Below are 18,858 nucleotides of genomic sequence, written 5' to 3' on the forward strand. Positions count from 1 at the left end.
CGTGAACAGCAGCCAATCCCGTCGCGGCCGTCGCCCGCAACTACCTTCCCTCAAACCCCTGAGCTATGCGGTGCTGTGCGTGATGCACGGCCTGATGCCGATCCAGGCCATGGCGCTGGGCAACGATGTCCTGCCCAGCAACGGCCAGATCAGCGCCGGCAGCGGCAGCATCAGCCAGTCCGGCAACGTCCTGGACGTGACCCAGAACAGCCAGAAGCTGATCGCCACCTGGGACACCTTCAATATCGGCCGCGATGCCAAAGTGAATTTCCACCAGCCGGGCACCTCGGCGGTGGCGCTGAACCGGGTCATGTCCAGCGATGCGTCGCAGATCCTGGGTCAGCTCAATGCCAACGGCCAGGTGTATCTGATCAACCCTTCCGGCGTGCTGTTCGGCAGCAGCGCCGCGGTCAATGTCGGCGGTCTGGTAGCCAGCACGCTGGAGATTGCCGATGACGACTTCATGGCCGGGCGGATGCGCTTCCATGGAGGCAGCAGCGCCGGCGCGGTGATCAACCAGGGCACCCTGCGTGCGGCGGATGGCGGCAGCGTCGCCCTGCTCGGATCCCAGGTGCGCAACGAAGGCAGCGTGGTCGCGAAAATGGGCTCGGTGGTGCTCGGCGGCGGCGAGAAAATCACCCTCGACTACCACGGCGATGGCCTGATCAACCTGCAGGTCGACGAAGCCGTCATCGACGCCAGCGTGGTCAACCAGGGTCTGCTGCAAGCCAATGGCGGCACGGTGATCATGAGTGCACGGGCCAGCAACGCCATGCTCAACCAGGTGGTGAACAACGAAGGCGTGATCGAGGCGACCAGCCTGCAGCAACGCGGCGGGCGCATCGTACTCGACGGCGGCGACAGCGGCGTGGTGGCCAGCAGCGGCGTGCTCGACGTATCCGGCCGCAATGCCGGCGAACGCGGTGGCGAAGTGACCATGACCGGCGAATACGTCGGCCTGTTCGACGACGCGCGCATCGATGCATCCGGCGATGCAGGTGGCGGCACCGTACTGCTCGGTGGCGACTATCAGGGCAGCGGCCCATTGCACCAGGCCAGCGCCACCCATATGGGCCAGAATGCGCGGATCGAGGCCGATGCCCTGAACAGCGGCGACGGCGGCAAGGTCATTCTCTGGGCCACCGACAGTACCCAGTTCCACGGCAACATCAGCGTGATCGGCGGCGGCGAAAGCGGCAAGGGCGGCCTGGTGGAAACCTCCGGCCATGTCCTGGATGCCACCGGTCGCGTCAACCTCAGCGCCGCGTCGGGCCAGGGCGGTACCTGGTTGCTCGATCCCTACAATATCAACATCACCAGTGGCGCGAACAACGGCACGTCCAGCAGCAGCCCGTTCACACCGGATGCCGGCCGCAGTTCCAACCTCAGCTCGGCCACGCTCAATGCGTCGCTCAGCGAAGGCGCCAACATCATCGTGCAGACCTCGTCCGGGCCAGGCACCTCCGGCGACATCAACGTGCTGGACAACGTCCAGGCCCAGGGCAATGCCAGCCTGACGCTGACCGCCCACCGCAATATCAACATGAACGGCACCAGCATCAGCCATGCCGACGGCAAGTCGCTGAATGTGTCGATGCAGGCCAACTTCAACAACAGCGGCAACGGCTCGGTGGCACTGAACAACGCCACCATTCGTACCAACGGTGGCAATCTGACCATCGGTGGCGCCGTCGATCCGTCCAGCTCTTACGCCAGCACCAACGTCAGCAACGGTACCGGCGTGTCGATCCGCGGCGGCAGCCTGATCGACACCCGTGGCGGCGACGTGACCATTCGCGGCGCCACCTCCGCTACCCTTGCCGCCGGCGCCAGCGCCAGCGCCAACGCGGTGAACATCTCCGCCAGCACCATCGATGCTGGCGGCGGCAACATCAGCATCACCGCCCGGCAAGACAGCGCCACTGGCAGTGGCGACGCCTTCATCCTGCATGGCGGCAGCAGCCTGCTGACCGAGGGTGCCGGCGCCATCGACATCAGCGCCGACAACCTCGGCAGCGGCAATGGCACGCGCATCTTCAGCACTAGCAACACCATTGCCGCCATCGGCTCCGGCAACGTCACCCTGACAGGCAAGGCCGCCTCCGGCTTCGGCGTGCTGATCTGCTCCACCGCCAGCGGCTCGACGCAGAATATCGGCGTGGGCGGCGGCACCCTCACGATCAACGGCGCCAGCGACAGTGGTCGCGGCCTGTACCTGGCCGCATCCGGTAACGGCGCGGTGAACCTCGGCGCCAGCGATGGCGGCAACATCGTCCTCGCCGGGGACAGCGGCGGCAGCTACGGCACGGTGCTCAACGTCACCGGCGCCGGCGCCTCGATCAACCTGCTGAGCGACGGCGACATCAGCGTCGAAGGCAATACCTCGGGCGGCACCACGCCTGCCCTCGGCCTGATCACTTCCGGCAGCGGCAGCGCCATCGACATCGCCAGCACCACGGGCAACGTGCGCCTCGCGGCCGACAACAACGTGATCAACACCGGCAGCGGCTCCTTCCGCGCGCTGTATCTGGATGCCAGCGGCGATAACTCCGCCATTCGTGTCGGCAGCCAGAGCGGCAACCTGACCCTGGAGGGCAACAGTGTCTCCGGACGCGGTGTGGATCTCGCCGCCTCCGGCACCGGGGCCACCATCGACCTGGCGACTACCAGCGGCAACATACTGATCAGCGGCGACAGCACCGGCAACTTCGGCGACTCCGCTATCCTGCTCAACGCGACCAGCGGCTCGCAGGGCATCAGCGTCGCCACACGGGGCGGCGACATCACCCTGAACGGCACCACATCGACCAACGCCAGCGCCGATGCGGTGAACATTGCCCGCAGCACGCTCAATGCCGACGGCGGCAACATCAGCATCACCGCCCGGCAAAACAACACCGACGGGATCGGCGATGCCTTCGTCCTTACCCGTGGCAGCAACCTGCTGACCAAGGACACTGGCTCCATCGACATCAGCGCTGACAACCTCGGCAGCGGCAACGGCACGCGAGTGTTCAGCACCACCAATACCATCGCCGCCAGCGGCTCCGGCAACGTCACCCTGACAGGCAATGCCGCCTCCGGCTTCGGCGTGCTGATCTGCTCCACCGCCAGCGGCTCGACGCAGAATATCGGCGTGGGCAGCGGCACCCTCACGATCAACGGCATCAGCGACAGTGGTCGCGGCCTGTACCTGGCCGCAGCCGGCAATGGCGCGATTAACCTCACTGGCGGCAGCGGCAATATCCTGCTCACCGGCGACAGCGGTGGCAGCTACGGTACGATCCTCAACGTCACCGGTTCCACTGCGTCGATCAACCTGCTGAGCGACGGCGACATCAGCGTCACAGGCAACAGCTCGGGCGGCAGCACGCCAGCGTTGGGGCTGATCGCCTCGGGCTCCGGCAGCGCCGGCACACCGGGCGCACAGATCAACATCGCCAGCACAGCGGGCGATGTTCGCCTGACAGCCAACAACTCGGTCATCAACACCGGCAGCGGCTCCTTCCGCGCGCTGTATCTGGATGCCAGCGGCGATAATTCCGCCATTCGTGTCGGCAGCCAGAGCGGCAACCTGACCCTGGAGGGCAACAGCGTCTCCGGACGCGGCGTGGATCTTGCCCCATCCGGCGAGGGCGCCGCCATCGAGCTGTCGACCACCAGCGGCGACGTGCTGATCAATGGCAACAGCACCGCCAGCTTCGGTGGCTACGGCATCCTTCTCAATTCCACCGGCAGCTCGCAGGGCGTCAGCATCACCACGCAGAGTGGCGACATCACCCTGCGCGGCGACTCGGTCGGCACCTCCGACGCCATCGCCCTCGGTGGCAGCGGCACGGCCTCGACCAACCGCATCGCCTCGCAGGGCGGCAATATCCTGCTCGACGGCCATTTCCACTCGCCGGATACCAGCGAGCTGGATCACGGCATCGCCCTGCTCGGCGTGACCAACGTCATCCAGACCACCGGCAACGGCAACGTTACCCTGGTCGGTCGCTCGACCGGTGCTGGCGACGGCATCGATTTCTACGGCAGCGGCAACAACCTGATCAGCGTCGAGAACGGCCACCTCAGCCTCACCGGCCATGCCGCCGATGCCAATGGCATCAGCATGCTGACCGGGCAGACCGAACTGCGCGCCACTGGCAGCGGCTCGATCACGCTGGACGGCTATTCGAAGACGGCCAACGGCATTCACTTCTACCCGTCCAATAGCGCCAGCTCGGTGACCATCGCCACCAACAGCGGCAACCTGTCCCTGAACGGGCGCAGCGACGGCGGTACGGATGCCAGCGGCGTGTTCGTGCGCAGCGGGCCCAATGGCGTCACCTTGCAATCGAGCAGCGGCGACATTCTGCTCAGCGGCCGCGGCGACAACGGTGCCAGCGGTATCACCTTCAACGGCTCCAGCAACGGCACCAACAGCCTGGTTACTGGCGGCAACGGCAACCTCACGCTCGCCGCGTACAGCCACGGCGGTATGGCGCTGAACTTCGTCAGTGGCAACAACCTGCTCAGGGTGCAGGACGGCACCTTGTTGATCGACGCTGACGCGCCGGGTGGCACCTATATCGCCCATGGCAGCGACAACACCAGCATTGGCGCCAGCGGCAGCGGCGCCGTGGTCTATCGCCTGGGCGGGCTGGTCAACAGCAGCATCCTGGGCAGCGCCAGCGAAGCGCCACGTGCCTACCTGCAACAGCAGATCACCGGCAACGCCTGGAGCCAGGTTTTATATCCCGACTACCGGCAGACACCGCTGGCTCCGCAAATCGACCGGGTCGCTCTGGATCTTTCCCAGTGGCAGGCTGCCGGAGAAAACTAAAGCGTTGCGGGGCGGAGTCGTAAGACCCCGCCCTTGTCGGCAAATACATGGAGCAAGGCATACCGATGACCGAAGAACCGTTTTCCCTCGAACGCTTCGAGCAACTCTGCTACTCACGCCAGCATGAAAGCGCCGCCCGTGAACTGATCCGCCTGCTGCTGATCATCGACCGCAACTACGGCAAGCTGTCCGGTCAATTCGCGCTTTCGGTGTCACCTGCAATTTCTGCCACGGAACTGGAGGCACATGTACTGACGCGCCTGACCAGCGCCATCACCACCCTGTTTTCCGACCCAGGCTTCCAGATCAGCCCGACGGGCTTCGACCAACTGATCAACTTCCAGCGCTGGCTGTCTTCCCTGTTCGCGGCCAGCGCCTTCGTCAACGCCGACCATATCCTGCGTGCCCTCAATCTGTATGGCGGCGAAGATGGCCGCTTCGAGGTCGCCCCCGCGGATCTGGTGAAATTCTGCGTACTCTATTCGTCCGAATCGCAACTGCCGCTGGACGTGGAACTGCTCTGGCAGCAGAACCGCAACCTGACCGTGGCGCTGTGCATGGCGCTGCTGTCGCCGCGCTTTCTCGGCACCCCCGCCGCGCACTCCAAGCGCGAGGCGCTGCTGGCCTGGCTGCCACCGCGGCTGGACAGCCTCGACAGCCTGGATCAGTTGCCGGTGGCGATCATCCATGACGTCTACATGCACTGCAGCTACGCCGACCTGCCGCAGCGCCACCGCATAAAGCGCTCCATCTGCCGCCTGGTGGAACGCAAGCTGGCGGATAACGGTATCGACTCCCTGCAATTGCCGGCCTCGCGCAACGCCGAGCAGAAGCCGACCATGCTGGTGGTGCTGGAGTGGTTCTCCGGCGGCCACTCGATCTATCGCACCCACTCCAGAACCCTGGAGGCGGCGCGGCAGCATTTCACCCTGCATGCCGTGGGTTATGCCAGCAACGTCGATGATCTGGGTCGTCAGGTATTCGATGCCTTCAGCGAACTGACGGCGCCGAACGACCTGCTGGCCTGTGTGCGCCAGGTGCGCGAGCTGGCTGGCGAACTGCAGCCGCAGGTGCTGTACATGCCCAGCGTCGGCATGTTCCCGCTCACCCTGTTCGTCGCCAACCTGCGCCTGGCGCCCTTGCAGGTGGCCGCGCTGGGCCATCCGGCGACCACCGGCTCGCGGTATATCGACTACATCAGCGTGGAAGAGGATTTCGTCGGCGACCCGGCCTGCTTCGACGAGAAGCTGCTCCTGCTGCCCAGCGACGGCCAGCCCTACCGCCCCTCGGCCATCCCGGTGGCAATCGCCCAACCTCAGCGTGGCGATAGCGATGAAGTGGCCATCGCCATCGCCGCCACCACCATGAAGCTCAACCCGCGCTTCCTCCAGGCCTGCCAGCAGATCGCCCTGCTGACACAACAACGATATGCAAGACAGGTACGCTTCCATTTCCTCATCGGCCAGGCCCAGGGCTTGCTTTACCCGCAACTGCTGCGCCTGATCCATCGTTACCTGCCGGGTGCCCAGGTCTACCCACACCAGCCCTACCCGGAATACCTGGCCACCTTCAACCGCTGCGATCTGTTTCTCAGCCCATTTCCGTTCGGCAACACCAACGGCATTATCGATGCCCTGACCGTCGGCCTGCCCGGCGTGTGCAAGACAGGCCCGGAAGTGCTCGAACACATCGACGAGGGCCTGTTCCGCCGCGTCGGCCTTCCCGACTGGACCGTTGCCACGAGTATCGACGACTATATACAGGCCGCTGCGCGCCTTGCCGGCAGCCCTAGCGAACGCCTGTCGTTGTACGACTACCTGGCCAATGAACGGCCGCTGCAGCGGCTATTCGAGGGACGCCCGGAGGTGTTCGGCGAACGTTTGCTTGAATGTCTGGCCCGCCCCCAGGGTTGCCACTCACAAACGATGGACTGATTGAACGGCCATACATCGAAACGGTACGCACCAATACGGCAGGCCTGAAACCAGCGTCGTGTCTACCCGTATCCACGCCGTATGGGGCACGCTGCACTTTCAAGGAAGTCCAGCATGAGAAGGCCATGTAGAATGCCCTCCTCACCCGGAGGAACCATGGCCGAACACGATTTCCGCTACAACCTGCTCAACCCCGAACACACCCTGATCGAATGCCGCGCCCTGGCTCCTGGCCGTTATCAGGTCACCGGCAACGGCGGCTCGATCAAGAGCAACGACACCCTGGTGGTCAGCCTCAAGGGCAGCCGCGATCTGAGCATGCGCCTGCAAGTCGACAAGGTTCGTCACCTGATCAATCCGCCCGGCCAATGGGTCGCCGTCGCGCACGGGCCGGCTTTTACCGAGCTGTCGATCTTCAACTGGCAGGTCGCCTGTGACGGTTGCGGCAAGCAACTCGACTTCGAGTTCGCGGTCGATAGTGCTCTGGGCAAGAAAGCCCAGGCACCAGCCGCCGATGCACGTATCGCAGAACTCGGCTGGCGCAAACAGGAGGGCAGACACCTGTGCCCCACGTGCCTGAAAAAGGAGATTTGATGAAACCGTTCCTCGTCCTGGGCTTGCTGACTGCAACCCTGGCTGGCTGCGCTGGCAAGCCGGTGCAACTGGAAACCGAACGCGTTTATCGCGTTGAATGGATTGGCGAACGCCCGCTGATCGACAGCAGCCATCTGACCATCACGCTTGGCGAAGATGGCCGTGCTTACGGCAACGCCGGCTGCAATCACTGGTTCGCAAGCTATACACGTGATGGTGACAAGCTGACCTTCAGCGAAGCCGGAAGCACCCGCAAACTGTGCGCCCCGGCGCTGATGGAACAGGAAAGTCGCTTCCTGCAAAGCCTGAATACCATCGAACGCTGGGATATCTCGCCGATAGAGCAACTGCGCCTATGGCCGGCCAGTGGCAAACCGATCCGGCTGTGGCCTGACGAGTAACGGCAGGGATCGAATTCGCGACTGCAGGAGCAAGTGTCTTTATCCAGCCGATTGCACTATGTACCTGACAATGCGCCTAGCCTTGCGGGCGATGCGAACAGTGTTCATTCATCGTGATCGGCAGGGAAACCACCAATCGCCTGCAAGCGGGCTCCTACAAAATGCATCACCTGGCAATTTCGCTCCCGAACCATCGCCTCGTAGGAGCCGGCTTGCCGGCGATGCGGTAGCGGCCTTCCAGCGTAACCGGCGGCAAACCACCCATCGCCCGCAACACTGCCGCCGATATCACCTGATTACGTCTGGCGCCGCTTTACTACTTATGGCTCACGCGGCGTGAACAAGTCCAGCTGCTCATGCTTGCCACGCAAATCCTGCAAGCGCACACCCACGCCCAGCAACCGCACAGGTCGATTACCGCGTGAATGGGCGTTGGTCATCAGGATCCGGTAGCTTTCCAGATCACGGGCCGCGCCGCTCTGCTCGAGGGTTGTCTGGGTAAAGTCGTGGAACTTGACCTTGACGAAGGGTTTGCCTGCCCGATAACTACCGTCCAGACGAGTCATGCGCCGTTCCAGCTCCTCCAGCAGGGCCGGCAATTGCGCCAGGCAGGCCTCTAGATCCGGCAGATCCTGATCGTAGGTGTTTTCCACGCTCATCGACTGACGTCGACTGTCCGTCTGCACCACACGCTCATCGATACCATGGGCCAGGCTCCACAACCGTTCGCCGAAACTGCCGAACTCGCGTACCAGCCGCAGCTTGTTCCACTCGCGCAAATCGCTGCAGGTGCGCACACCGAGGCGCGCCAGCTTGTCCGCGGTCACCTTGCCCACACCGTGCAGCTTGCTGACGGGCAGCTCGGCGACGAAGTCCGCGACCTGATCCGGGGTGATCACGAACAGTCCATTGGGCTTGCGCCAGTCACTGGCGATCTTGGCCAGGAACTTGTTCGGTGCCACGCCAGCCGACACGGTGATATGCAGGTCGCTGGATACGCGCCGGCGAATGTCCTGCGCGATACGCGTGGCGCTGCCGCCGAAGTGGTTGCAGGCGGAAACGTCGAGAAAGGCCTCATCCAGGGACAATGGCTCGATCTGATCGGTGTAATCGCGAAAGATCGTGTGAATGTCCCGGGAGACGGCACGGTACACATCGAAGCGCGGTTTGACGATCAACAGATCCGGGCACAACTTGAGCGCATGCCCCGAGGCCATGGCCGAGCGCACCCCATAGGCGCGCGCCTCGTAGTTGCAGGTGGCGATCACCCCACGACGATCCGCCGTCCCACCCACCGCCATAGGCCTGTCGGCCAGGGCCGGGTTGTCGCGTATTTCGACAGAGGCGTAGAAGGCGTCACAGTCGATATGGATGATCTTTCGCTGCGCCATAAACCTGAGAACGGGAAAGCTGCCCGACCGCGGATGCGGTCGAGCAAGGATAGGACAGGCACCTTACTGTATATAAGAACAGTCTTCCAGCCCGGCTCTCCACGTTTATCGCTCATGAAGGCCGTTCGCCCTGACGCCATAAACCGCCTGAAAAGCCCGCATGGCAGGGGCTGGCTCGTCAAAGGCGTTCACCTACCGATGCTAACTATCTGAACGGAAAACAGTTTTTCCAATATAAGCGTTGACAGCATGCCTCAGATGAATAGAATGGCGACCGCGGGATGGAGCAGTCTGGTAGCTCGTCGGGCTCATAACCCGAAGGTCGTCGGTTCAAATCCGGCTCCCGCAACCAGATACTCAAAAAGGCCACTCAATCGAGTGGCCTTTTTGTTTTTCTCGGTCTGTCGATTTAACTAATTGATTGAAAAGCATAAATCGATTGACAGAGGTTCGTTTTTATATAGAATTGCCGGCGCGGGATGGAGCAGTCTGGTAGCTCGTCGGGCTCATAACCCGAAGGTCGTCGGTTCAAATCCGGCTCCCGCAACCAGATACTCAAAAAGGCCACTCAATCGAGTGGCCTTTTTGTTTTTCCGGTCTGTCGATTTAACTAATTGATTGAAAAGCATAAATCGATTGACAGAGATCCGTTTTTATATAGAATTGCCGGCGCGGGATGGAGCAGTCTGGTAGCTCGTCGGGCTCATAACCCGAAGGTCGTCGGTTCAAATCCGGCTCCCGCAACCACCTTCGAAACGAAAGCCCTGACAGCTTAGCTGTCGGGGCTTTCGTTTTATGGGCGTCTGAAAAGGGCCCAACAGCTCATCGCAGCGATCCCTGCGCAGTGAGGTGAGGCTCCTGCAGCCGGTTCAATCCGGCTGCAGTTCCCGCACTCAGACCAGAAAATAGAACGCTCCAGCGATCACCACACCCGAATAGAGCAGCATGATCAGGCAGTAACCCATGATGTCCCGCGCGCCCAACCCGGCGATGGCCAGCAGCGGCAAGGCCCAGAACGGCTGAATCATGTTCGTCCAGGCATCGCCCCAGGCGATGGCCATAGCGGTGATTTCCGGTGCCACGCCAAGCACTTCGCCCGCTGGCAGCATGATCGGCCCCTGCACCGCCCACTGACCGCCGCCAGAGGGGATGAACATGTTCAGCAGCCCGGCACTGAGAAAAGTGAACAACGGAAAGGTCTCCGGCGATGACCAGTCGATGAACAGATCGCTGATCAGCTTGCCCAACGGTTCCCCTCCGGCGTTGGCACCGACCATCATCCCCATGATCCCGGCATAGAACGGAAACTGGATGATGATCCCGCTGATGCCGCCCACGCTTTCCTGAACAGCGCGCCCGTAGCGCTCCGGCGAGCCGTGCAACAGCAGGCCGGCGAACAGGAACATGCCGATCACCAGGTTCAGGGTCAGGCCGAAACCGTTGGTGGCGAAGTGGTAGACGAAATAGATGGCCGCCAGCGCTACGATCAACAGCCCGAGAATGCGGCTGTCGTCCAGCCGCTGAGCGCCGGTCTCGCGAGGGATGACCGGTGGCGGCGGATCGATGAGCAGCTCCGGCGCAGCCACCGTTGGCGTGCTGGGCATCATCGCGCGATTGAGCAGCGGTGCGCCGATCACCAGCAAGGCGATGATGGTCAGGTTGAGCGTGGTGAACAGCGTGTGTTCAACACCGATGGCTGCTGTCAGAACGCCTCCGCTGATGCGCTCCAGATCGGCACCACCGGTCGCCAGCGACAGAGGGATGGAACCCGACAATCCGCCATGCCAGACCAGAAAACCGGAATAGGCCGCCGCCACCAGCAGTGGGTAATGCACGCCCTGAACCTGGCGCGCCAGCGCCCGGGCGAATACCGCCCCGACCACCAGCCCGAAGCCCCAGTTGATCCAGGAAGCCGCCATCGCCACCAGGGTCACGAAGACGATGGCCTGCCCTGGCGAGTTGGGAATACTGGCCAGCCGATCCAGCAGTCGACTGACTGGCGGCGCATTGGCCAATGCGTGGCCTGTCACCAGCACCAGAGCCATCTGCATGGTGAAGGTCAGCAGATTCCAGAAACCGCTCCCCCAGTGCTGGGCCATCTGCGGCAGACTCTGGCCCGTGGCGAAGATGCCAAGCACCAGTACGATAAGGGTCAGCAGCATGGCGAAAACGAAGGGTGAAGGCAGGTAGCGCTGCACCAGATTGACGCAGAGCGAAGTGATCTTGGCGAACAAGGGGTGTCCCTCTTTTTATACTTTTATTATGGGTGCACAGCAGGTTAGCAAAGGCCCCAGGCCTATGCCATATACGCCAATACGGCAACGTTTCGCATCTGTCAGGGGATTGATGCACGGCACCGAACGAGCGCTGTGCCGTAGTGCTTTATTGAGGCTCGCCCGTAACCGCCAGCCGCCTCCATGAGAACCCAGCCCCCACCCCGATAGCCAAGCAGGCTTTATGACCCCCGGCATCATTGGCCATGGCAAAGAAGCGCACTGCGGGCGAAGCCTGAATGCATGGAAGTTGATGCGGATCGCCCCACCGAACGATCCGCATCAGGGCCTGTATCTAGAAGCTCAAGCGCACGCCCAGCGTCAAGTTGCGCCCGGGCAACAGCACGTCATCCTTGATGAACGAGCTGTGGTTGCGTGCCCGTTCGTCTAGCAGGTTGTTGCCCTTGACGAACAGCTGATAGTCCGTAGCGTCCAGCGAGCCACGGTAGCTGAGGCCCGCACCGAGCATGTTGTAGCCCGAGGTGTCGGTTTCGTAGGCAGCGATGTCGCCCTGGCGCTGCACGCGATACAACTCCAGCTGCCCACTGAGCGCCTCGCTGAAGGCCTGATCCAGACGCACGCCCAGGCGATCCGCCGGGATGCGTGGCAGATCGCCGCCCCGCTTCAGCTTGCCGCGTACGTGATCACCGAACAGCGTCACATCGGTAGTGGTACTGAGCGCGTAGGTCAACGAACCCTCGGCGCCGGTCAGCACGGCGTCCTGCTGGCGGTACTCGATCTCGCGGAAACCGCCGCCCACGTCATGACCGGTATCCGCGGCATAGATGAAATCATCCACCTGGTTGCGGAACAGGCTGAAGGTGAAAGTGGTACGCCCGGCGAATTTGCGCAGGGTCAGCTCGGCGTTGTGCGACGTTTCCTCGTCTAGGTCGACGTTACCCAGTTCCACCGTGCGAGTGGCCGCATGAGGGCCGTTGGCATAGAGTTCCTCGGCTGTCGGCAGACGCTGGGAACGCGACAGGGAGAAACCCAGCGAGTAGTCGGGCGCGAATGTCCAGACCGCGCCGGCGGACACCGAGGTGCCGCGATGGCGGGTGTTCTTCTCGCCTTGCGCATCGATGTCCTGCCACTCGTGGCGCAAGCCCAGTTCATAGCGCCAGTCCCCCAGGTTGTATTCCTCGAGCAGGAACAGCGCGTGGTTGCGGGTCAGGGTCGGTGGTACGTAGGCCTCCTCGCCCGATGCTTCGAAGTCACGACGCGAGGTCTGCCCACCCACCACGCCGCGCCAGCCGAACAGCGGTTCGTGGGTCAGTTCGAGGCGCGCATCGGTGGCATCGTTCTTGAACGAGGTGCCCACTTCGCTGCCTTCGATCTCATCATGGGTATAGTTGCTGTGGCCGACACGCAGCTTGGCCAGCTCGAAGCCCGGCAACGGCTCGTTGAGCTCGCCACGCAGATCCCAGCGCTTCTGCTTCATCTTGATGTAGGGGACGCCGGCATGATCATGGTCGTGCTCATCATCGTGATCATGATCGTCATGATCGTCGTCATCGTGATCGTCATGCTCATGACTGCTGCAGTGCCAATCCCTGGGGCCATGGGTATGGCAGTCGGCGTGCTCGTGGCCGAGCAGCCCGTAGCGCAGATTCTGCTCACTGTAAGCCGCGCCCAGGAAGCCACGCTCACCGATGAAGCTGGCGCCCAAGCTGTAGCTGTCGGTGTCGTTGTACGACCCCTCCTGCCTGCCGGGCGAGCCGGGAATCCGGTACTCGTCATCCTGGCGCTTGCTACCTTCGGCGCGCAGGGCGAAGTTGCCCGTACCGGCGGTAATGCCGAACATCCCGGCGCCCTGGTTGGCCACCGTGTTGGCACGCAGCTCGAGATCCCCCTCGTAGCCCTTCTCCGGCACCTGGGTAGGGATCTTCTTGTCCAGCACATTGACCACACCGCCGATCGCGCCGCCCCCATACAGCAACGTCGCCGGCCCCTTGAGCACCTCGATGCGCTCGGCGAACAGCGGATCGCTGGTCACCGCATGATCCGGGCTGATGGTCGAAGCATCGAGAGTTTCCACGCCATCGCTGAGCACCTTCACCCGGGCACCGTCCAGGCCGCGAATCACAGGGCGGCTGGCGCCAGCACCAAAACTGCTGGAATGCACGCCCGGCAAGCCGTTGAGCGTTTCTCCCAGGGTCGAATCGCGGCGCTGGATCAGTTCCTCCCCCTGAAGTACCTCGGCGGGGTTGATCATTTCGTTCTGAGTGCTGTTCAAGGCACTGGCACTGACGACGGACGTGCCGAGTTGCACTGTTTGCTTGGCCTCGGCGGCAAGCAGCGGCCCACCGGGCAGCAGGGCCACGGCAACGGCCCAAGCGAGTGGGTGACGATGGATCATGAAGACCTCCATGTTGATTCGGTTGTTGGGCAGACGAGTCGATGTGCAAGAGCCGGCGTAGGCGCCCCGGCACATACACGCGACGAAGACAGCGGATCAGCGCGCCGACGTGTATGAAAGCGAGGTGGATCTGTACGGGAAACGCGCGAAACCTCCCCCGGCGTTACGTACAGCTCCGAGCAGCGGGCAGCCGATTCACATCGAACCGAATTGATACATTATAACATTATTAATATTTTAGAAATGGCCCTGACCAAAAGCGCTTGCCAGCGAAGCAATGGCTGGACGCGATGGCCAACCATGCGGCAATTGCGCTCATCCGAGCTCGGCCCCACGAGCGGCCCACCAGGCCAGTACGCCACTCATCACAACAACGGCGAAAAAGCTGCCTGCCTCTGCGTCGGCAATGCTGGAAAAGTCGCGCACACGCCGCTAGAATTGCGCACTTTTTGATCAGAGGCGCCCAAGCGCCCGCATCATCCCAGCCTGAGGTTCGCCCGCATGACCACCACCGCCACCCCGAAAGTAGGGTTTGTCTCCCTTGGCTGCCCGAAAGCCTTGGTGGATTCCGAACGCATCCTCACCCAGTTGCGCATGGAAGGTTATGAAGTGGTGCCGACCTATCAGGACGCCGACGTGGTGGTGGTCAACACCTGCGGCTTCATCGACAGCGCCAAGGCCGAGTCGCTGGACGTGATCGGTGAAGCGATCAAGGAGAACGGCAAGGTCATCGTCACCGGCTGCATGGGCGTCGAGGAAGGCAGCATCCGTGATGTGCACCCCAGCGTGCTGTCGGTCACCGGCCCGCAGCAATACGAGCAGGTGGTCAACGCCGTTCACGAAGTGGTGCCGCCACGCCAGGATCACAATCCGTTGATCGACCTGGTACCGCTACAGGGCATCAAACTCACCCCGCGCCACTATGCCTACCTGAAGATTTCCGAAGGCTGTAACCACAGCTGCAGCTTCTGCATCATTCCGTCGATGCGCGGCAAACTGGTCAGCCGCCCGGTGGGCGACGTGCTGGGCGAGGCCGAGCGCCTGGTCAAGGCCGGCGTCAAGGAGCTGCTGGTGATCAGCCAGGACACCAGCGCCTACGGTGTCGACCTCAAGTACAAGACCGACTTCTGGAACGGCCAACCGGTCAAGACGCGCATGAAAGAGCTCTGCGAAGCGCTTTCCAGCATGGGCGTGTGGGTGCGCCTGCACTACGTGTACCCGTACCCCAACGTCGACGACATCATCCCGCTGATGGCCGCCGGCAAGATCCTGCCGTACCTGGATATTCCCTTCCAGCACGCCAGTCCGCGCGTACTCAAACTGATGAAGCGCCCGGCCTTCGAAGATCGCACCCTGGCGCGCATCAAATCCTGGCGCGAGCAGTGCCCGGATCTGACCATCCGCTCGACCTTCATCGTCGGCTTCCCCGGTGAAACCGAAGAGGACTTCCAGTACCTGCTCGACTGGCTGAGCGAAGCCCAGCTCGACCGCGTCGGCTGCTTCCAGTACTCGCCGGTGGAAGGCGCCCCAGCCAACGATCTGGACGTGGACATCGTTCCGGATGACGTCAAGCAGGATCGCTGGGATCGCTTCATGGCCCACCAGCAGGCCATCAGCACCGCGCGCCTGCAGATGAAGATCGGTCGCGAAATGGACGTACTGATCGATGAAGTCGACGACCAGGGCGCCGTGGCTCGCTCCTGGGCCGATGCCCCGGAAATCGACGGCAGCGTATTTATCGAAGGCACCGACTTCCAGCCGGGCGACAAAGTGCGCGTGCGTATCGTCGATGCCGATGAATACGATATGTGGGCTGAGCGGGTTTAAGCGTCGCAACCTGATGAATAGGATTGAGGCTGACTAGCCTCGATCCAGAGGGCTCAGTACACCCAATCCGCCTCGATTCAGCTCATGGGTATAGATCATGGTGGTCTTCACGTCCGCATGGCCGAGCAACTCCTGAACAGTGCGAATATCCTGACCGCTCTCCAATAGGTGTGTGGCGTCGCCAGTTTCTCGATTCCTGCGGCCCGGACTGCCTGCTTGAAGTGACGCTGGATACGCTTCTCATCGGAATGATGGCGACGTGCCTTGCCGCTACGCGGGTCAATCGACAGCGAACCCACTGGAAACACATATTGCCAAGCCCACTCCCAAGACGCTTTGGGATATTTGCGCGCCAGCGCGTCGGGCAGATAAACATCGCCGCGCCCTGCGCTGACCTCAGCATTGTGCGTAGCCCTTACTAACTGAAGATGCCGCGTCGAGGGAGCAACCAGCCGTAGCGGCAAGACGGTCACCATGTCCTTCATACCCTTGCCATCGCAAATCAATATCTCCTTGCGACCAAAATCCATATCTTTCACACGCAAGCGCACTACTTCCATAAGCCGCATGCCAGAACCATAGAGCAGACTTGCCATCAGCCATATTTCATCCTGCAGTTGAGCCAGTATCTGCTGCACCTCTTGCGTGGACAGCACGACGGGCAAACGTGAAGGCTTCTTGGCCCGCACGACCTCGCCCAGCCATGGCAACTCCAGCTTGAGAACCTGCTTGCACAGAAATAAAAGCGCTGAAAGCGCCTGGTTTTGCGTACTGGCAGACACGTTACCTCGTACAGGCTAGATCAGACAGAAACGCCTCGGCCTCGGCGCCCCCCCATTTCAGCGGGTGACAATAACGATGAAACCGGATAAAGCGCTTGACCCACTCGCAATAGACACGCTCGGTGCGAATCGAGTAGTGTCTCAAGCGAATTTGCTCCCGCACTTGGTCGAGCAATCGAGGCTGTCCATCCATGGTGTATAACTCCCTTATACGATCATCGGAACGCTGAAAGCCTCAGCCTAGACACGGATAGCGAGAGGAACAAGGAATGTTATACACCACGCCCGTCCGGGGAGTTATGCACCACTTGGTGTCTATTTATAGTTAGGCCTAATCAAGGAGAGAAAATCTAAATGCTCAAACCAATAATTTATGCTTTTTTTATTGCATCCTCTCTAGCAGGATGCGCTGGACAATCACACATAAATGTAAAAGAAGTAGAGATTGGTGACGCTTCAGGATATGTCAAAAGCGTTAAAATCAAACAAGACGACATCACTAGCGCATGTGACTTTAGCACCTTTGAAGATGGCTTTAAATATACATATATGAGCATGTGGAACGGCCGGATAGAAGAGATTATAAAAGCGGATCCAGAGCAGAATGTTATCGACCACTACACGAAATTGATTTTTAATTCCAAGCATAATGTGAAAGCGACTCTTGATGAAGACACTGATTCAAGAAGCAGTTACAGCTACTGCCAAGAGTCAAGTTATCAACAAGGCAAGATCAGCGGCTTTCTTTATTCAGTTGAAGATCTTAAGGCACTTGAAAACAAGCCACCCATATAGTCTGAGCTCTTTAGTCTAACAACTGGTTCAAACCGTTCGCTTCGCTCACTGGGGCTGGCTAAAGCCCGCCCCTTAACCAAACGTTAGGCAGCCTCCGGAAATTCCTCCTCGGTTGGTTACCCGCAACACCACATCACCAATAAGCCCCCTAGTTATTAGCATTATCAAAAGGAGTTGGTTTATGCCGGGCAACGTCACAAATAACTTACCGCGCTCACCTTCCAGCTTGGCGGCGCCAGCTTTTTCTTTTCTGAATTTGTCGATCTGATCATTTCTTTGCGCCAAAAAATTGGTACTTATAGTTCCGAAAAATCAAGGACGAGGGTGCATCCCGCACAGACAAGGACGCGCATGAAAAGACCTCAGAAATGGGTGCAGGGTCACAGCGGGGTCGGCAGCTATAGCTACTTTAAAGACATGACCGACGACGAAATCCGCGTACAGGATGCTGCTCATCGCAAGTCAGATGAAGAGGCTGCTAGACGCCGCGATCTGGAAGACAAGCGGTACAGGGAGTACGAAGAGCGGCAGCGCAAACAGAATCAGCCACCGCCGCCCCGTACAGACTTCATCTTCGCTAAATCATGCAACATACCTGCTGGCCATACCTGCCACGCCGACAAGGCCCCTCTCGACCCGCTGAGTAGCTACGGCACGTTTGCGGTACTTGGAACCGGCGAGGCGATAGCTTCAGGTGGCACGTCCCTAAAACTGATTGGCAACTCTGCGTCGAGCCTAGCTGTTGCCTCAAGACTAGGCCAGGGGGCGTTGTCGCTTGGCTTGGCTGAGCTGACTGTCGGCGCAGGGGTGGTTGCCGGTGGGATAGTTGGCACCGTGGCCATGCTGCTCCCAAATTCCACGGCTGGCGATGACGTGTTCTACACAGCTGAGCAGTACGCTGACCTGAGCACAGCCAATACCGGCGTGAGGATCAATGTCAAATATCTGCCCGATGGAGTCGTTAGCACCTATGGCTTCTACACGGGCAACAACCCTGCCTGGAAGGGCGTCCCGGTGATTGCCGCTATCGCACGTGGTGAGCAGTTTGTCGCAGACTTAGGAGAAGGGATTGAGCTGATCTGGACACCGGCAGCCGAGCCTAACAAGGTGCTGGGGATTCCAGCGCTGGAAGGTGTGGAACACAAACCGACCCACTTCGTTTTCCCTGAAGTCCGGCAAGCGGAACAGATCCTGGTCAACCCAGAGCTACCACCAGATTACCGGGACGCGATCATCTGGTTCCCCGTGGAGACCGGCATCCTGCCGATCTATCTTTCGCTGAACGTACGCAATGGGCCGGGCGTGGTTAGTGGTGTTGGACAGGATGTAGTAGGCGTTTGGCTCGATCATGCTAGGTCAGGTCTGGGAGCACCGATCCCGACGAAGATTGCCGATAAGCTCAGGGGGCGTGAATTTTCGAGTTTCGATGCATTCAGAAAGGCATTTTGGATTGAGGTTGGGAACGATCCTGAGTTAAGCCGTCAATTCAATCAAGACAACTTGGAGCGCATACAGTCAGGCTACGCACCTGCTACTCGTGATAAAGATGCTGTAGGGAAAAGAGGTACATTCGAACTGCATCACGTTGAGCGAATTGCTGACGGTGGTGCTGTATATAATGTAGATAATCTTCGTGCAAACACCCCTCGAAATCACATAGATATTCACCGGAAATAGTCC

Annotated in this window: 10 protein-coding genes, 3 tRNA genes and 1 pseudogene; 10 read left to right on the top strand and 4 right to left on the bottom strand. The window is 60.8% G+C overall.

Features of this window, described 5'->3' with window-relative positions; all coding sequences use genetic code 11:
• The first annotated feature begins 1 nt into the window (after position 1).
• From DNK06_RS16860 to DNK06_RS16875, 4 genes are all read left to right on the top strand, one after another.
• Positions 2-4,825, top strand: coding sequence for a beta strand repeat-containing protein (locus DNK06_RS16860; RefSeq protein ID WP_242674683.1), 4,824 nt, complete (start codon positions 2-4; stop codon positions 4,823-4,825).
• 65 nt (positions 4,826-4,890) lie between these two features.
• Positions 4,891-6,759, top strand: a complete 1,869-nt coding sequence (locus DNK06_RS16865) for a peptide transporter (RefSeq protein ID WP_131181154.1) — start codon at positions 4,891-4,893, stop codon at positions 6,757-6,759.
• A 156-nt stretch (positions 6,760-6,915) separates the two neighbouring features.
• Positions 6,916-7,353, top strand: coding sequence for a hypothetical protein (locus DNK06_RS16870; RefSeq protein WP_131181155.1), 438 nt, complete (start codon positions 6,916-6,918; stop codon positions 7,351-7,353).
• Positions 7,353-7,754: an META domain-containing protein gene (locus DNK06_RS16875; protein WP_131181156.1), complete on the top strand. Its 402-nt coding sequence runs from the start codon at positions 7,353-7,355 to the stop codon at positions 7,752-7,754. Before DNK06_RS16870 ends, DNK06_RS16875 begins: the two co-directional genes overlap by 1 nt.
• Positions 7,755-8,074: 320 nt before the next feature.
• On the opposite strand, the gene dinB is transcribed toward DNK06_RS16875, so the two are convergent.
• Positions 8,075-9,145: a DNA polymerase IV gene (dinB, locus tag DNK06_RS16880; RefSeq protein ID WP_131181157.1), complete on the bottom strand. Its 1,071-nt coding sequence runs from the start codon at positions 9,143-9,145 to the stop codon at positions 8,075-8,077.
• Positions 9,146-9,420: 275 nt separating this feature from the next.
• On the opposite strand from dinB, the gene DNK06_RS16885 reads away from it, so the two are divergent.
• From DNK06_RS16885 to DNK06_RS16895, 3 genes are all read left to right on the top strand, one after another.
• Positions 9,421-9,497, top strand: a tRNA-Met gene (locus DNK06_RS16885).
• A gap of 121 nt (positions 9,498-9,618) precedes the next feature.
• Positions 9,619-9,695 (top strand) — tRNA-Met (locus DNK06_RS16890).
• A gap of 120 nt (positions 9,696-9,815) precedes the next feature.
• A tRNA-Met gene (locus DNK06_RS16895) sits at positions 9,816-9,892 on the top strand.
• 146 nt (positions 9,893-10,038) lie between these two features.
• Here the strand turns inward: DNK06_RS16895 and DNK06_RS16900 are convergent.
• Complete coding sequence (locus DNK06_RS16900) at positions 10,039-11,379, bottom strand: short-chain fatty acid transporter (RefSeq protein WP_131181158.1); 1,341 nt, start codon at positions 11,377-11,379, stop codon at positions 10,039-10,041.
• Positions 11,380-11,713: 334 nt separating this feature from the next.
• Positions 11,714-13,774, bottom strand: a complete 2,061-nt coding sequence (locus DNK06_RS16905) for a TonB-dependent receptor (RefSeq protein WP_131181159.1) — start codon at positions 13,772-13,774, stop codon at positions 11,714-11,716.
• A gap of 501 nt (positions 13,775-14,275) precedes the next feature.
• On the opposite strand from DNK06_RS16905, the gene rimO reads away from it, so the two are divergent.
• The gene (gene rimO / locus DNK06_RS16910) at positions 14,276-15,601 is read left to right on the top strand and encodes a 30S ribosomal protein S12 methylthiotransferase RimO (RefSeq protein WP_131181160.1); all 1,326 of its coding nucleotides are present in this window, start codon (positions 14,276-14,278) and stop codon (positions 15,599-15,601) included.
• Between the two features lie 33 nt (positions 15,602-15,634).
• Here the strand turns inward: rimO and DNK06_RS16920 are convergent.
• Positions 15,635-16,576: pseudogene (locus tag DNK06_RS16920) on the bottom strand (integron integrase).
• A gap of 161 nt (positions 16,577-16,737) precedes the next feature.
• Between DNK06_RS16920 and DNK06_RS16930 the strand changes: the two are divergent.
• Both DNK06_RS16930 and DNK06_RS16935 read left to right on the top strand, forming a co-directional pair.
• On the top strand, positions 16,738-17,178 hold the full coding sequence (locus tag DNK06_RS16930; RefSeq protein ID WP_131181164.1) for a hypothetical protein: 441 nt from the start codon (positions 16,738-16,740) through the stop codon (positions 17,176-17,178).
• A gap of 351 nt (positions 17,179-17,529) precedes the next feature.
• A complete protein-coding gene (locus DNK06_RS16935; protein ID WP_242674682.1) occupies positions 17,530-18,855 on the top strand; it encodes an S-type pyocin domain-containing protein in 1,326 nt (441 codons plus the stop codon).
• The last annotated feature ends 3 nt before the right edge of the window (positions 18,856-18,858 follow it).

This window comes from Phytopseudomonas daroniae (assembly GCF_004327285.1).
Classification (GTDB): Bacteria; Pseudomonadota; Gammaproteobacteria; order Pseudomonadales; family Pseudomonadaceae; genus Aquipseudomonas; species Aquipseudomonas daroniae.

Excerpts from the sequence above, each read along its gene's own strand:
- DNK06_RS16905 (WP_131181159.1), bottom strand. The coding sequence starts at position 13,774 with ATGATCCATCGTCACCCACTCGCTTGGGCCGTTGCCGTGGCCCTGCTG.
- DNK06_RS16870 (WP_131181155.1), top strand. The coding sequence starts at position 6,916 with ATGGCCGAACACGATTTCCGCTACAACCTGCTCAACCCCGAACACACC.
- DNK06_RS16935 (WP_242674682.1), top strand. The coding sequence starts at position 17,530 with ATGAAAAGACCTCAGAAATGGGTGCAGGGTCACAGCGGGGTCGGCAGC.
- DNK06_RS16930 (WP_131181164.1), top strand. The coding sequence starts at position 16,738 with ATGCTCAAACCAATAATTTATGCTTTTTTTATTGCATCCTCTCTAGCA.
- DNK06_RS16865 (WP_131181154.1), top strand. The coding sequence starts at position 4,891 with ATGACCGAAGAACCGTTTTCCCTCGAACGCTTCGAGCAACTCTGCTAC.
- rimO (WP_131181160.1), top strand. The coding sequence starts at position 14,276 with ATGACCACCACCGCCACCCCGAAAGTAGGGTTTGTCTCCCTTGGCTGC.
- DNK06_RS16875 (WP_131181156.1), top strand. The coding sequence starts at position 7,353 with ATGAAACCGTTCCTCGTCCTGGGCTTGCTGACTGCAACCCTGGCTGGC.
- dinB (WP_131181157.1), bottom strand. The coding sequence starts at position 9,145 with ATGGCGCAGCGAAAGATCATCCATATCGACTGTGACGCCTTCTACGCC.